The sequence below is a fragment of the Curtobacterium sp. SL109 genome, from assembly GCF_026672405.1.
In the GTDB taxonomy this organism is placed as follows: Bacteria; Actinomycetota; Actinomycetes; order Actinomycetales; family Microbacteriaceae; genus Curtobacterium.
This window is the reverse complement of the sequence record NZ_JAPPRB010000002.1, coordinates 2,499,249-2,512,975: the sequence shown is the minus strand read 5'-3', so window position 1 is coordinate 2,512,975 and position 13,727 is coordinate 2,499,249. Positions and strand designations below refer to the sequence as shown.

Sequence of the window (13,727 nt, the reverse complement as noted above, 5' to 3'; positions counted from 1 at the left end):
TCGGGACCTGCACCCGACCCCAGCGATCCTACCGGGCGGCCGGTGTCTCCGTGGTTCGGGGCACCTTGACCGCCAGGCCCATCACCACGAACAGCGCCGCGGCGACGATCTGGAGCGCCGCCCACAGCTGTCCCGGGATGGGCACGGTGACGAGCGGGTTCCAGCAGACGGCGATCGCGGCGGTCACCACGAGGGCCCACCAGGCACGGCCGCGGAGCGCGAACACCAGGATGATCAGCGCGAGGACCGTGATCCCCCAGCGCACGGCGACGAACGCCGGAGCGTCGAGGAACGCCACGCAGGCGAGCAGGACGATCGCGGCGATCAGGCCGGGTGCCAGTGCCGGCCGGGTGAAGTCCGGGACGGGACGGGAGGCTCGACCACCGCCGCCAGCGCGGCCGCCGGTTCCGGCGCGATCGGCACCGGGGCCGGCCGCACCATCCCTGGTCGCGCCGGTCCCGAACGAGGACCCGCGCGTCGAGCCGAGCGACGACCCCACTGCGGGCCGTCCCTTCCGCGCCGCCATCAGGCCGAGGCCTCGTCCACTTCGATCGCGGTCATCGAGCGGGACATGGGCGGCAGGCCGCGGAGCCGCTCGAGGGCCGGCACGAGCTCGTCGACGTAGGCGCGGTAGCCCTCGTCGTTGAGGTGCAGGCCGTCGTCGGTGTACTTGTCCGACAGGTGGTCGCCGTCGGCCAGGGCGGGCCAGGCGTCGAGGTACTGCGCGTGGCACGTGGCGACGAACTGCCGCAGGTGCCGGTTCGCCTCTTCGATGCGCGGCGTGTGGTCGGCCTGTCGCGGCAGGATCGACACGAGCAGCAGGCGGACGCCCGGCAGCTCGCGACGGAGCGTGACGAGGATCGTCTCGACGTTGCGGACGACGTGCTCGGCGCTCTTGCGGTGGTTGCCGAAGTCGTTCGTGCCGATGAGCAGCACGATCACGTCGGGGGCCGCCGCGACCACGGAGTCGATCCGGGCCAGGACGCCGTCGGTGGTGTCCCCACCGATGCCCTGGTTCAGGGTGCGTTCGTCGGGCAGCCGCTGGTCCCAGGAGCCGCCCTCGGTGATGCTGTCCCCCAGGAACAGGACCAGTTCTCGGTCGTTCTCGGTCATGATGCCTCCTCGTGCGACGGCGCGCGGGACCCATTCTGCTCGGTCCGGTTGGTCTGCGTCGAGTCCGTGCGGTGGGCCTCCCGCTCGGCTCGGGCGGTGATGCGCTCGACCATGCCCGGGAAGATCACCCCGTGGAAGGGCAGGATGCCGTACCAGTACAGGCGTCCGGCCAGGCCCTGCGGGAAGTAGATCGCGCGCTGGTGGTAGTCGCAGCCACCGTCGTCGGTCGGGGTGACCGTCATCTCGAGCCAGGCGCGTCCGGGCGACTTGAACTCGGCGCGCAGCCGCAGGTAGTGCCCGCGGTCGAGCCGCTCGACACGCCACCAGTCGAGCGCATCGCCCTGCTCGAGCCGCTTGGGGTCGCGACGCCCGCGGTTCAGGCCGACGCCGCCGAGGACCTTGTCCATCCAGCCGCGGGCGACCCAGGCGAGCGGGAAGGAGTACCAGCCGTTCTCGCCGCCGATGGACTCGACGACGCTCCACACGGCCTCGGGCGGTGCGGACGAGTGCCGGTTGCGGTCGTCCACGTAGACGGTGTGCCCCGCCCAGTCCGGGTCGCTGGGCAGCGGGTCCGCGGTGCCGGTCAGGGTGGCGTTGCGCCAGCTGGTCGTGACCTCGCCGGCGCGCATCTTCCGCAGCGCGAGCCGCACGGAACGCCGGTACGAGGTGAGGCCGCCCTCGGGGCGGGGCACCACGTCGTCGATGTCGTGTTCACGCTGCACGCACTCGAACTGCAGCGACTCGATGATCGGCGTCGCGAGCTTGCGCGGGATCGGGGTCACCGCGTTGAACCAGTGCGCGGCGAGGCCCGGCGTCATCACGGGCAGCGGGCTGATGGGGCGCTGCGGGAGCTTGGCCTCGACCGCGTAGCCGTTCAGCATCTGGCCGTACCGCAGGACGTCGGGACCGCCGATGTCGAACGTGCGGTTGACGTCGGCCGGGATCTCGAGCGCCTTGACGAGGTAGTAGAGGACGTCGCGGACGGCGATCGGCTGGATGCGGTTGCGCACCCACCGCGGCGCGGGCATCCAGGGCAGGACGTCCGTGACGTGGCGGATCATCTCGAAGGACGTGCTGCCGGAGCCGATGACGACGCCGGCCTGGTAGGCGATCGTCGGGACGCCGGACCCCAGCAGGATGTCCCCGACCTCTTTCCGGCTGCGGAGGTGCTTCGACAGCTCACCGTCGGGGTGCAGCCCGCCGAGGTACACGAAGCGGCGGACGCCGGCGGCCTTCGCCGCGTCGGCCATCGTCTGGGCGGCGACCCGCTCGGCCTCCTCGAAGTCGCCGTCGGCACCCATCGCGTGGGCGAGGTAGTAGACCGCCTCGACGCCGTCGACGGCGGTGCGGACGGCGTCGGCGTCCTGCAGGTCGCCCTGCACGACGTCGACCCGGTCGTGCCAGGGGACGTCGTCGAGCTTCTGCGGGGTGCGGGCGAGGACGCGGACCGAGTGTCCGGCGTCGAGGAGGTGTGGGACGAGACGACCGCCGATGTAGCCGGTGGCCCCGGTGACGAGGACGCGCATGCCTGGCACGGTACGCGCTGCCCCTTGAGGCTAGGCTTGCCCGGTGGACAACGCACCCTTCTCCGTCACCGCCGACGCCGTCCGTCGGCTCATCGACCACGCGATCCTGAAGCCGGAGCTCACCCGCGCCGACGTCGACGCGCAGCTCGACGAAGCTGCGACCCACCGCGTGTTCAGCGTGTGCGTCCGCCCGAGCGACGTCCAGCACGCGGTCGAGCGGCTGCAGGGCACCGGCGTGGGCGTCGGCACAGTGATCGGCTTCCCGCACGGCACCACGACGACTTCCACCAAGGTCGCCGAGTCGCTGCAGGCCCTGGCCGACGGTGCCTTCGAGCTCGACATGGTGCAGAACATCGGCGCTGCGAAGTCCGGGGACTGGCAGCGCGTCGAGCAGGACGTCCGCGCAGTGGTCGACGCCGCCGGGGACACCGTCGTGAAGGTCATCCTCGAGACCGCGTTCCTGACCGACGACGAGATCGTCGCCGCCAGCCGTGCCGCCGTCGCCGGTGGTGCCGCGTTCGTGAAGACGTCGACCGGGTTCGCCGGCGGCGGGGCCACGACCGAGCACATAGCTCTGATGCGCCAGACGGTCGGTGCCGACACCGGTGTGAAGGCCTCTGGCGGTGTCCGCGGGCTCGACACCCTCGTCGACATGGTGCACGCCGGCGCCGACCGGATCGGCACGAGTGCCTCGGCCCGCATCCTGGACGAGGTCGCGCACCGCGTCGCGACCGGTGCTGCCTCCGGTGTCGGCGACGACACCACCTCCTACTGACCCGTACCCACCAGCACCGAGCCGGTGCGCGCCCGACGTGACGCCGCGTCGAGGAGCCGCTCCGAGCCTCCAGAGAAGACGCATCGGAGCGCCCATGTCGAACCCCGCACCCGCCACCGACGACCTGAGCGGGTCGCTGGCCCTCGCCGTCGACCTGGGCGGCACCAAGGTCGAGGCCGCGCTGGTCACCGAGCAGGGCGTGGTCCTGCCCGGCAGCCGCTTCCGCAGCCCCACCGGGCCGCAGCGGACCTCGGACGAGCTCCAGGCCGCCGTCGACGAGGCCGTCACGAACGCCCTCGGCGCTCTGCCCGAAGGCGCTGCGCTGGCCGGGGTCGGCATCGGCTCCGCCGGACCCGTCGACGAGGTGAACGGTCGCGTCTCACCACTCAACATGCCCGTCTGGCGCGGGTACCCCCTCCGCGACCGCGTCGCTGCCCACGTCCCCGCCGGCACGCCAGTCGTGCTCCGGATGGACGGCCTGGCCATCACGCTCGCCGAGCACTGGCTCGGTGCGGCGCAGGGCCACGACCACGTGATGGGCATGATCGTGTCCACCGGCGTCGGCGGCGGCCTGATCCTGCACGGCCGCACCGTCCGCGGGCCGACCGGCAACGCCGGCCACATCGGCCACGTCGAGTGCGGTGGGTTCGACGACCCGTGCGCCTGTGGCGGCACCGGCTGCCTGGAGGCCGTGGCCAGCGGCCCGAAGACCGTCGCCTGGGCGCGGCGCCAGGGCTTCACCGGGGAGACCGGCGAGGACCTGTCGGCGGCGTACGCCGCCGGGGACGCGATCGCGGTCGCCGCCGTCAAGCGCAGCGGCCGGGCGCTCGGCCAGGCCATCGCCGCCGCCACGTCGCTCGTCGACCTCGAGGTCGTGGCGATCGGCGGCGGGTTCTCCCACGTCACGCCCGACCTGTTCGAGTACGCGCGACAGGCCGTCGCGGAGCGCGTCGAGTTCGGCTTCGTCACGAAGGTGAAGATCGTGCCGACGGGGTTGTCGCAGGACGGCCCCCTCATCGGAGCAGCCGCGCTCGTGCACCGGGCGCACGTCCTGCGCTGAGCCGCCGGGAGGCCCGTGGGGCGTCGTGCCTGGTGGCTCGGCTCGCGCGGTGCGCGTCGTGCGGATCGGCTCGGCGCGGCCGAGTGGTCACGACACCCCGCTCAGGTCCACCGAGCGGTCGCAAGACGTCGCTGCGCGGCTCCGGCGACGACGGACCGTGACCAGTCGACGGACCGCCGCGGGGTGTCGTGACCGGTCGGGAGGCTCGGATCCGGTCTGCGGCGCTGGGGTGCCGGTGGGGCGCTGTCCACAGCGTGCCCGGTCGTCGTGGTGGGTGGGGCAGGATGTGCGGGTGCCCTCCTCGCGCCTGCTGACCACGGACGACTGGCCAGCGGCAGAACTGCGGGCCGCCACACTGGCGGGCGAGCTGGTCGAGGTCGGCGCGTGCTGGGCCTCCATCGCGGAACCGCAGGACGCAGGCCTGCGAGCGGCGTCGTTCGCGTGGAGCACCGGCGACGCGAGGGTCATCGCCGCGGGTCGGACGGCAACGTGGATCTGGGGCGCCCGCTCACGACCGCCGCTCCCCCACGACGCCTGCGTCCGGGCCGGCCAGCGCATCCACCGACGGGGCGGGGAACGGATCCGAGAGGTCGCGATCACCGCCGAGGACCTCGTCCACCCGGGCGGCGTCGCTGTGACGACCCCGGTCCGAGCCGCCCTCGACCTGCTCCGGGTGCACGGACAAACGGCCTGGGATGCGTCCGCCGATTCGGTCGCGGGGCTCATCGCCATCGGTGCGGTCGAGCCGCCGGCCCTGCGGCACCGCTTGGAGCTGCTGGGGACCGTGCCCATGGTGCGACAGGCCGAGCGGCGCCTCGCGGAGCTGCTCAGACCGACATGAAGTCGATCCCGCCCGGTCGGACGATGCTCAGCCGGCGCTGACGCGGTAGACGTCGTAGACGGCGTCGATGCGTCGGACGGCGTTGAGCACGCGGTCCAGGTGCGTGGTGTCGCCCATCTCGAACACGAACCGCGAGAGTGCCAGTCGGTCCGAGGACGTCGAGACCGTCGCGGACAGGATGTTGACGTGGTGGTCCGTCAGCACGCGGGTGACGTCGCTGAGCAGGCCGGAGCGGTCGAGCGCCTCGATCTGGATCTGGACGAGGAACACCGACTTCGACGACGGGGCCCACTCGACCTCGATCATCCGGTCGGGCTCGTTCATGAGCGACTTCACGTTGGTGCAGGTCGCCTGGTGCACGGAGACGCCCTGGCCGCGGGTGATGAAGCCGACGATCTGGTCGCCGGGCACGGGGGTGCAGCACTTCGCGAGCTTGACGAGGATGTCCGGCGCACCGCGGACGAGCACGCCGCTGTCGCTGTTGCGGAGCTGCCGGCTCGTGACCTGGCGGGGGAAGGCGAGTTCGGGCTCGTCGGTCTCGGTCTCCGACTGGACGCCGGCGAGGACCTTCTCGATGACGGACTGCGTCGAGACGTGGCCCTCCCCGATGGCGGCGTAGAGCGCGGACACGTCGTCGTACCGCATCGCCGAGGCGACCTCGGAGATCGAGTCCTGGCTCATGATGCGCTGCAGCGGGAGGTTCTGTTTGCGCATGGCGCGGGCGATGGCGTCGCGGCCCTGCTCGATCGCCTCTTCGCGGCGCTCCTTGGTGAACCACTGCTTGATCTTGTTGCGGGCCCGCGGGCTGCGTACGAAGGTCAACCAGTCCTGGCTCGGTCCGGAGTCGGGGTTCTTCGACGTGAAGATCTCGACGACGTCGCCACTCGACAGCGAGCTCTCGAGCGGGACGAGGCGTCCGTTGACCTTCGCACCCATGGTCCGGTGCCCGATCTCGGTGTGCACGGCGTAGGCGAAGTCGACGGGGGTGGCGCCGGCGGGGAGACCGATGACCTTGCCCTGCGGCGTGAAGACGTAGGTCTCCTTGGCGCCGATCTCGTAGCGGAGCGAGTCGAGGAACTCGCCCGGGTCGCTGGTCTCCGCCTGCCAGTCGGTGATGTGCGCGAGCCAGGCCATGTCCTGGTCGGTGGCGCTCGACGTGTCGACGTCGCGACCGGCAGCGCGCTGCTTGTACTTCCAGTGCGCGGCGACACCGAACTCGGCGCGCTGGTGCATCTCGTGCGTCCGGATCTGGATCTCGACCGGACGCCCCTGCGGACCGAGCACGCTGGTGTGCAGCGACTGGTACAGGTTGAACTTCGGCGTCGCGATGTAGTCCTTGAACCGCCCGGGCAGCGGGGTCCATCGCGCGTGCACCGAGCCGAGCATGGCGTAGCAGTCGCGCACGGTCGGCACGAGGACGCGGATGCCGACCAGGTCGTAGATCTCGTCGAACTCACGACCGCGCACGATCATCTTCTGGTAGATCGAGTAGTACTGCTTCGGTCGGCCCATCACGTCGCCGCGGACCTTCGCGGCCTTGAGGTCCTTCTTCAGCGTGCCGATGACGTTCTGGACGAACTGCTCGCGCTTGGGCTGGCGTTCCTTGACGAGGCTGTCGATCTCGACGTAGAGCTTCGGGTGCAGGACCGCGAACGACAGGTCCTCGAGCTCGAGCTTGATCATCTGGATGCCGAGACGGTGCGCGAGCGGCGCGTAGATCTCGAGCGTCTCCTTGGCCTTGCGCGTCGCCGAGGTGGACTCGACGAAGCCCCACGTCCGGGCGTTGTGCAGGCGGTCGGCGAGCTTGATGACGAGCACGCGGATGTCCTTCGACATCGCGATGACCATCTTGCGGACGGTCTCGGCCTGGGCGCTGTCGCCGTACTTGACCTTGTCGAGCTTCGTGACGCCGTCGACGAGCATGGCGATCTCGTCGCCGAAGTCCTGTCGGAGCTGGTCGAGCTGGTAGTCGGTGTCCTCGACGGTGTCGTGGAGGAGCGCCGCCGCGATGGTGATCGGGCCGATGCCGAGGTCGGCGAGGATCTGCGCCACGGCCACCGGGTGCGTGATGTACGGCTCACCGGACTTGCGCTTCTGGCCGTCGTGCGCCCGCTCGGCGACGGAGTACGCCCGCTCGATGAGCGTGACGTCGCCCTTGGGGTGGTGCGACCGGACGGTGCGGATCAGGGTGTCGACGGCTCCGGCGGGCTGTGCGCGCGAGAAGAGCCGCGGGAGCAGGGACCGGAGCGATCCGAGGTTGCCCGTGGTGTTGGGGCCGAGTGGCGGACTGGTCGGCTCGGAGGGCGATCCCGGGCGGCTGGGCGCGGAGTCGTCCTGCTTCGAGGATTCACGGATGTCCGTCATGCTGCGCCTCCCAGGACCTGATCCGACAACACTACGCGCGTCGGGTCAGTGCCCGTGACCGTGTTCGCCGGAGGCTGCGGAGTCGGCGTCGTCGCGGACGACCGGGGCACCCGCCGACTCCCAGGCGACCATGCCGCCGGCGAGGTTGACCGCCGGCACGCCCGCCTGTTCGAGCGCGGCGACCACACGGGCGGAACGCATCCCCGAGTGACAGACGATGATCGCGGGCTCGTCGGTCGGTTGGATCTCGCTCCACCGTTCCGTGAACTCGGACATCGGCACGAGGGTCGCCTGCGGGGCGTGGACCTCGGCCCACTCCCCCGGTTCGCGGACGTCGTACAGGCGGGAGCCGGACTCGATGCGGGCGAGGGCGTCCTCGACGGTGATCTCCTGCACGGCGATCAGGCCTCGGCCGCTGCGTCTGCCGGCACGCCGACTTCGGCCCGCCGCTTGGCGTTCGCGGCTTCCTTCTTGGCGTCCGCCTGCTTGATCTTCGGCTCGTTCTCGCGCAGGTGCGCGTACATCGGCGAGGCGATGAAGATCGTCGAGTACGTGCCGACGATGATGCCGATGAACAGGGCGAGGGAGATGTCGCGCAGCGTTCCGGCGCCGAGGATGTACGACCCGATGAACAGGATCGCCGCGACCGGGAGGAGCGCCACGATCGAGGTGTTGATCGAGCGGACGAGCGTCTGGTTGACCGCGAGGTTGACCGACTGCACGAAGGTGCGGTGCGACTCCATCGCGGTGTTCTCGCGGACCTTGTCGAACACCACCACGGTGTCGTACAGGGAGTACCCGAGGATCGTCAGGAAGCCGATCACCGCCGCGGGCGTGACCTCGAGCCCCACGATGCCGTACACGCCGGCCGTGATGAGCAGGTCGTGGAGCAGCGCCACCATGGCGGACAGCGACATCTTCCAGGTGCGGAAGTAGAGCGCCATGAACACGGCGGCCAGGGCGAGGAAGATCACCAGGCCGCGGATGGCCTGCGCGAGGACGTCGGCACCCCACGTCGCACCGATGAACGTCGAGGCGACCTCGGACTCGTCGACGTCGTACGCCTTCGCCAGTGCCGACTGGACCTCGGTGGTCTCCCGGTCGGTCAGCTGGCCGGTCTGCACGCGGATGCCGTGCGTCCCGAGCTGCGAGACGCGCGGGATCTCGTCGGACACGATGTCCTCGACGGCGTTCGTCGCGAGGTTCTGGTCGACCGACTTGACGTCGGAGATCGTGAACTCGGACCCGCCGGTGAACTCGATGCCGAGCTGGTAGCCCCCGCGGAGCCACGGCACCGCCAGGGAGACCACGATCGCCACGACGGCGATGAGGTACCAGGTGCGGCGGCGGCCGACGATGTCGTACGACCGCTTGCCGGTGTAGAGGTCGTTGCCGAACTTGCTGAAGCTCGCCATCAGCTGTCCTTCCCGTTCGGAGCGCCGCCGTTGCCGGCCTTGCGCTCCGCGATGGTCTGTCGTCGCTGTGCCTCACCGGCACTGCGCTGCCGCTTGCCGTCCACGACCGGCGCGCGGAACTGTGCGCGACCGCGGTAGACCGCGCCGAGGGCCGCCGGGTCGAGCCCGGAGAACCGGTGCCCCTCGTTGAAGAAGCGACGGCGGGAGATGAGCTGGAGCATCGGGTGGGTGAAGAGGATCACGACCACGATGTCGATGAGCGTCGTGAGGAGCAGCGTGAACGCGAAGCCCTTCACGTCGCTGACCGCGAGGACGTAGAGCACGATCGCGGCGAGGAAGTTGATCGAGTCGGACGCGATGATCGTCCGGAAGGCTCGCTTCCACCCCGACTCGACGGCACCCTCGAGGGCCCGTCCGTCGCGCAGTTCGTCGCGGATGCGCTCGAAGTACACGATGAAGGAGTCCGCCGTGATGCCGATCGCCACGATCAGACCGGCGACACCCGCCAGCGACAGGCGGTAGTCGACGCGCCAGGACATGATCGCGATGACCAGGTACGTCAGGGCGGCGGCCACACCGAGGGACAGGACCGTCACGAACGCGAGGGCCCGGTACTGGATCACCGAGTAGATGATCACCAGGATCAGACCGATCAGCCCGGCGACGAGGCCACCGATGAGCTGTGCGGTGCCGAGCGTCGCCGAGATGTTCTCGTTCGACTGCACCTGGAAGTTGATCGGCAGCGCACCGTACTTGAGCTGGTCAGCCAGGGTCTTGGCGGACTCCGACGTGAAGTTGCCGCTGATCTGCGCCTTGCCGTTCGTGATCGCGACGTTCGTCGTCGGCGCGGTGATCACGTTGCCGTCGAGGACGATCGCGAACTGGTTCTGCGGCTGCTGGAGCGACACGAGACGGTTGGTCACCGTGCGGAAGTCCTTGGTGCCGGCGCCGTTGAACGTCAGGTTGACGGCCCACTCGCCCGTGGTGGTGCCCTGTGAGCTCGTGGCGAGGCCCGAGGTGGCGTTCGAGATGTCCGCACCGGAGACCTCGACCGGGCCGAGGATGTACTTGCCGGCACCGTCGGCGTCGCAGGTGACGAGCGGCTCGTCGTCCGGCGCCGTCGTGACGTCGTCAGGGGCCTTGCAGTTGTAGTTCGTGAAGAGGTCCTGCAGCTTCGGCGTCACCCACGCGAGGTCGCTCGCGTTCGACGGCTTCGTGCTCGGCGTGGCCGCGAGGGACGCGGGCGGCGAGTACGGCGTCGGCGATGCGCTCGACCCGGAGTCCCCGCCGACCGAGGTGTTCGCTGCGGCCTCGGTGTAGAGCACCGGGCGGAACGTCAGCTTGGCTGCCGCTTCGATGCGCTGGATCGTCTGCTGGTCCGGCTTGCCCGGGATCGAGACCACGATGTTGTTGGCGCCCTGGGTGTTGATCTCGGACTCCGAGACACCGGTGGCGTCGATGCGCTGGCGGATGATGTTCACCGCCTGCTGCAGCTGCTGCGAGGTGACGGATCCACCCTCGGTGTTCTGCGCCGCCAGGGTCAGCTGTGTGCCGCCCTGCAGGTCGAGGGCGAGCTCGGGGACCCAGCTCGCGCCCTCGTACCACTTGCCCGTGTCGTCCTTGCTGGTGGCCGCGAGGATCGACGCGGCCGTGTTCAGGCCGGCGAGGATCGCGATCAGGATCACCAACCAGGTGAGCGAGCGCAGCGCCTTCTTGACGGGTGTCGATCGTGCCACCGGTCGTCTCGTCTTTCTGTCAGGACCGTCGGCGGTGTGCGCCGACGGAAGAGTGTCGCCACCGGGTCACGGTCGTGTCCCGGTGCCCGAGGGGTTCAGTCCTCGGTCTTGCGCTTCGCCTGCTCGGCGTCGTCCGCACGCTCGCCGTAGATCGGCTCACCGTTGAGTTCGGTGACGTGCTTCGGCTCGTCGTCGGTGGTGGTCGTCGTCTCGATGTCCGAGGCGGTGTCGTCGACGACGCGGGACAGCGTCTGACGGTGCACGGTGACGACGGTTCCGGGAGCGATCTCGACGTCGGCGGTGACCTTCTCGTCGTCGACGGAGAGCAGCGTGCCGTACAGGCCGAAGGACAGCATCACGCGAGCACCCGGCACCATCTTGGTGGCGAGCTCGCCCTGCTGCTTCTTGCGCTTGCGGCTGTTGTAGAACATGAAGGCCGCGAACGCCACGACGATGACGATGAGGATGACTTCTTGACCCATGGTTGCATTGCCTTCTCTGGTATTTCGGTTTCGGGCCGTAGCAGTCTAGGGCACCGGGCTGTGGCTGGCGTCGCGGCCGGTTGACGGGCCGGGACTACTCGTCGTCGAACAGCCCCGGGAGGGCCGAGGCGCCCGGCTGTCCGGGCGTGAGACCGAGGTGACGCCAGGCCGACGGGGTCGCGATGCGCCCGCGTGGCGTCCTGGTGACGAGCCCGATCCGGACGAGGAAGGGCTCCACGACGGACTCGATGGTCTCGGACTCCTCGCCCACGGAGACGGCGAGGGTGTTCAACCCGACCGGTCCCCCGTCGAAGCGGGTCAGCATGGTCTCGAGCACGGCACGGTCGAGGCGGTCGAGGCCGAACTCGTCCACGTCGTACAGCTCGAGCGCGCCCTGCACCGCGGCCATGCCGTCCCCGGTGGCGTGCACGAGCTCGTAGTCGCGGACACGGCGCAGCAGACGGTTCGCGATGCGCGGTGTCCCACGCGACCGACCGGCGATCTCGCGCAGGGCGAAGCGGTCGAAGTCGAGGCCGAGCAGGTGTGCTGCACGGATGAGGACCTGCTCGAGCTCGTCGCGCTCGTAGAACTCGAGGTGCGCGGTGAAGCCGAAGCGGTCCCGCAGCGGGTTCGGCAGCAGCCCGGCACGGGTGGTGGCACCGACGAGGGTGAACGGCGCGAGGTCGAGCGGGATGCTCGTCGCCCCGGCGCCCTTGCCCACCATGACGTCGATGCGGAAGTCCTCCATCGCCAGGTAGAGCATCTCCTCCGCCGAACGCGCCATGCGGTGGATCTCGTCGATGAACAGGACCTCGCCCGGCATCAGGGACGAGAGCACCGCGGCGAGGTCGCCGGCGTGCTGGATCGCGGGCCCGCTCGACATCCGGAGCGGTCGTCCGGACTCGTGGGCGACGATCATCGCGAGGGTGGTCTTGCCGAGGCCGGGAGGACCCGCCATCAGGATGTGGTCCGGCGTGCGGTCCTGCATCGCCGCGGCCTTGAGCAGCAGGTCGAGCTGCCCGCGGACCTTGCGCTGCCCGACGAACTCAGCCAGGGACTTCGGTCGGAGGGCGCCCTCGAAGGCGAGTTCCTCGGGTGACTGGGCGTCGGCCGCGGTGATGCCGCCGCTCATCGAGCGGCCCCGGTGGGCCGGAGGGCACCGAGCGCTGCACGGAGGAGCGCCTGGGTGCCCATCGCCGCCACGCCGGGCTCGGTGGCGATCGTGTCGTCAACGGCAGTGCGAGCGGTGTCCTCACGCCAGCCGAGCCCGACGAGCGCGGTGACGACGTCCTCCGATGCCGGGTGCGCGACCCCGCCACGGGCGCCGGTGGGGGCGGTGGACGTCTCGAACGCGACGAGCTTGCCCGAGAGCGCGACGATGATGAGCTTGGCGGTCTTGGGCCCGATGCCGGACACCTTGCGGAACGCGCCGTCGTCGTCCTTCGCCACGGCGTTCGCGATCTGCGCCGGGTCCATCTGCCCGAGGACGCCGAGCGCCGACTTCGGTCCCACGCCGGACACGCTGCGCAGCAGGTCGAACACGCGGAGGGCGTCCGTGGACTCGAAGCCGAAGAGCAGGTGCTCGTCCTCCCTGACGATCATCGCGGTGCGCAGGAAGACCTCTGCCCCGTGGCGGAGCGTCAGCGCGTGCGCCGGCGTGACGGTGACGAGGTAGCCGACCCCCGCGCACTCGACCACGACGCTCGAACCGGCGATGTCGATGCAGGTTCCCCGGAGACTCGCGATCATGCCCCGAGCCTAGGGGCAGCGGCCGACGACGACGCGCGCCGCGCTGCGGCCTCGGCACGCTGGAGCGGTGAGGTGGCGCGGCTGATCGGCGACGCCGCACTGCGGCCGGTGGTGCCGGCCTGTGCGTCCCGCCACGCACGCTGCGCCGGGGTGAGGGTCCCGGTGCCGGTGCTCACCGCGTCGGGCGCGCCGAGCCTCCAGGCATGGCACACGGCCAGTGCGAGCGCGTCGGCCGCGTCGGCCGGCTTCGGAGCCTCTGCGAGTCCGAGCACGCGGGCGATCATCGCCTGCACCTGCCGCTTGTCGGCGTTGCCGTAGCCCGTGACGGCCGCCTTGACCTCGGACGGGGTGTGGAGGCCGACCGGGATGCCGCGGACGGCCGCTGCGTGAAGGGCGAGTCCGGCTGCCTGCGCGGTCCCCATCACCGTGCGGACGTTCGCCTGCGCGAAGACGCGCTCGACGGCGACGGCGTCCGGGTGGTGGGCCTCGATCTGCTCCGCGATGCCCGAGGCGATCAGCACCAGGCGCTGTTCGAGCGCCATGTCCGCCGGGGTACGCACGACCGTGACGTGCACCAGGCGGGCGCGACGGTCCGGGGTGACCTCGACCACCCCGACACCGCAGCGGGTGAGCCCGGGGTCCACCCCGAGCACGCGGAGCACCGGC

General features: G+C 70.6%; 14 protein-coding genes. 3 read left to right on the top strand and 11 right to left on the bottom strand.

Annotated elements, in window-relative coordinates; translation table 11 throughout:
• Window positions 1–28: 28 nt before the first annotated feature.
• Genes OVA28_RS13470 through OVA28_RS13460 form a run of 3 tightly spaced genes read right to left on the bottom strand, consistent with a single transcriptional unit; the run spans window position 29 to window position 2,639 of the window.
• Complete coding sequence (locus OVA28_RS13470) at window positions 29–526, bottom strand: DUF6804 family protein (protein WP_194660878.1); 498 nt, start codon at window positions 524–526, stop codon at window positions 29–31.
• The gene (locus OVA28_RS13465) at window positions 526–1,113 is read right to left on the bottom strand and encodes a GDSL-type esterase/lipase family protein (protein ID WP_194660879.1); all 588 of its coding nucleotides are present in this window, start codon (window positions 1,111–1,113) and stop codon (window positions 526–528) included. Before OVA28_RS13465 ends, OVA28_RS13470 begins: the two co-directional genes overlap by 1 nt.
• Window positions 1,110–2,639: an SDR family oxidoreductase gene (locus tag OVA28_RS13460; protein WP_194660880.1), complete on the bottom strand. Its 1,530-nt coding sequence runs from the start codon at window positions 2,637–2,639 to the stop codon at window positions 1,110–1,112. Before OVA28_RS13460 ends, OVA28_RS13465 begins: the two co-directional genes overlap by 4 nt.
• Before the next feature lie 43 nt (window positions 2,640–2,682).
• Here OVA28_RS13460 and deoC point away from each other — a divergent pair, with 43 nt between their 5' ends.
• From deoC to OVA28_RS13445, 3 genes are all read left to right on the top strand, one after another.
• Window positions 2,683–3,414: a deoxyribose-phosphate aldolase gene (gene deoC, locus OVA28_RS13455; RefSeq protein ID WP_268097328.1), complete on the top strand. Its 732-nt coding sequence runs from the start codon at window positions 2,683–2,685 to the stop codon at window positions 3,412–3,414.
• A gap of 94 nt (window positions 3,415–3,508) precedes the next feature.
• The gene (locus tag OVA28_RS13450; protein ID WP_268097327.1) at window positions 3,509–4,474 is read left to right on the top strand and encodes an ROK family protein; all 966 of its coding nucleotides are present in this window, start codon (window positions 3,509–3,511) and stop codon (window positions 4,472–4,474) included.
• A gap of 292 nt (window positions 4,475–4,766) precedes the next feature.
• Window positions 4,767–5,315 carry a hypothetical protein gene (locus tag OVA28_RS13445; RefSeq protein WP_268097326.1) on the top strand — a complete coding sequence of 183 codons (549 nt, stop codon included), beginning with the start codon at window positions 4,767–4,769 and terminating at the stop codon, window positions 5,313–5,315.
• A 27-nt stretch (window positions 5,316–5,342) separates the two neighbouring features.
• On the opposite strand, the gene OVA28_RS13440 is transcribed toward OVA28_RS13445, so the two are convergent.
• The 8 genes from OVA28_RS13440 to ruvC all read right to left on the bottom strand — a co-directional run bounded on the left by OVA28_RS13440 (window position 5,343) and on the right by ruvC (window position 13,723).
• Complete coding sequence (locus OVA28_RS13440; protein WP_228505189.1) at window positions 5,343–7,679, bottom strand: RelA/SpoT family protein; 2,337 nt, start codon at window positions 7,677–7,679, stop codon at window positions 5,343–5,345.
• Between the two features lie 45 nt (window positions 7,680–7,724).
• Entirely contained in the window at window positions 7,725–8,075 is a 351-nt protein-coding gene (locus OVA28_RS13435) for a rhodanese-like domain-containing protein (RefSeq protein ID WP_268097325.1), read from the bottom strand.
• A 5-nt stretch (window positions 8,076–8,080) separates the two neighbouring features.
• Window positions 8,081–9,094, bottom strand: coding sequence for a protein translocase subunit SecF (gene secF, locus OVA28_RS13430; RefSeq protein WP_194660884.1), 1,014 nt, complete (start codon window positions 9,092–9,094; stop codon window positions 8,081–8,083).
• Window positions 9,094–10,830, bottom strand: a complete 1,737-nt coding sequence (gene secD / locus OVA28_RS13425; protein ID WP_268097324.1) for a protein translocase subunit SecD — start codon at window positions 10,828–10,830, stop codon at window positions 9,094–9,096. Before secD ends, secF begins: the two co-directional genes overlap by 1 nt.
• A gap of 95 nt (window positions 10,831–10,925) precedes the next feature.
• Window positions 10,926–11,312, bottom strand: a complete 387-nt coding sequence (locus OVA28_RS13420) for a preprotein translocase subunit YajC (RefSeq protein WP_071275425.1) — start codon at window positions 11,310–11,312, stop codon at window positions 10,926–10,928.
• Between the two features lie 94 nt (window positions 11,313–11,406).
• Window positions 11,407–12,444, bottom strand: coding sequence for a Holliday junction branch migration DNA helicase RuvB (gene ruvB / locus OVA28_RS13415; protein WP_194660887.1), 1,038 nt, complete (start codon window positions 12,442–12,444; stop codon window positions 11,407–11,409).
• Window positions 12,441–13,061 carry a Holliday junction branch migration protein RuvA gene (ruvA, locus tag OVA28_RS13410; protein ID WP_268097323.1) on the bottom strand — a complete coding sequence of 207 codons (621 nt, stop codon included), beginning with the start codon at window positions 13,059–13,061 and terminating at the stop codon, window positions 12,441–12,443. Before ruvA ends, ruvB begins: the two co-directional genes overlap by 4 nt.
• Entirely contained in the window at window positions 13,058–13,723 is a 666-nt protein-coding gene (gene ruvC, locus OVA28_RS13405) for a crossover junction endodeoxyribonuclease RuvC (protein WP_194660889.1), read from the bottom strand. Before ruvC ends, ruvA begins: the two co-directional genes overlap by 4 nt.
• Between the last annotated feature and the right edge of the window lie 4 nt (window positions 13,724–13,727).

Coding starts and splice junctions, on each gene's coding strand:
- OVA28_RS13470 (WP_194660878.1), bottom strand. CDS start 526: ATGGCGGCGCGGAAGGGACGGCCCGCAGTGGGGTCGTCGCTCGGCTCG.
- OVA28_RS13465 (WP_194660879.1), bottom strand. CDS start 1,113: ATGACCGAGAACGACCGAGAACTGGTCCTGTTCCTGGGGGACAGCATC.
- OVA28_RS13460 (WP_194660880.1), bottom strand. CDS start 2,639: ATGCGCGTCCTCGTCACCGGGGCCACCGGCTACATCGGCGGTCGTCTC.
- OVA28_RS13450 (WP_268097327.1), top strand. CDS start 3,509: ATGTCGAACCCCGCACCCGCCACCGACGACCTGAGCGGGTCGCTGGCC.
- OVA28_RS13440 (WP_228505189.1), bottom strand. CDS start 7,679: ATGACGGACATCCGTGAATCCTCGAAGCAGGACGACTCCGCGCCCAGC.
- secF (WP_194660884.1), bottom strand. CDS start 9,094: ATGGCGAGCTTCAGCAAGTTCGGCAACGACCTCTACACCGGCAAGCGG.
- OVA28_RS13420 (WP_071275425.1), bottom strand. CDS start 11,312: ATGGGTCAAGAAGTCATCCTCATCGTCATCGTCGTGGCGTTCGCGGCC.
- ruvB (WP_194660887.1), bottom strand. CDS start 12,444: ATGAGCGGCGGCATCACCGCGGCCGACGCCCAGTCACCCGAGGAACTC.
- ruvA (WP_268097323.1), bottom strand. CDS start 13,061: ATGATCGCGAGTCTCCGGGGAACCTGCATCGACATCGCCGGTTCGAGC.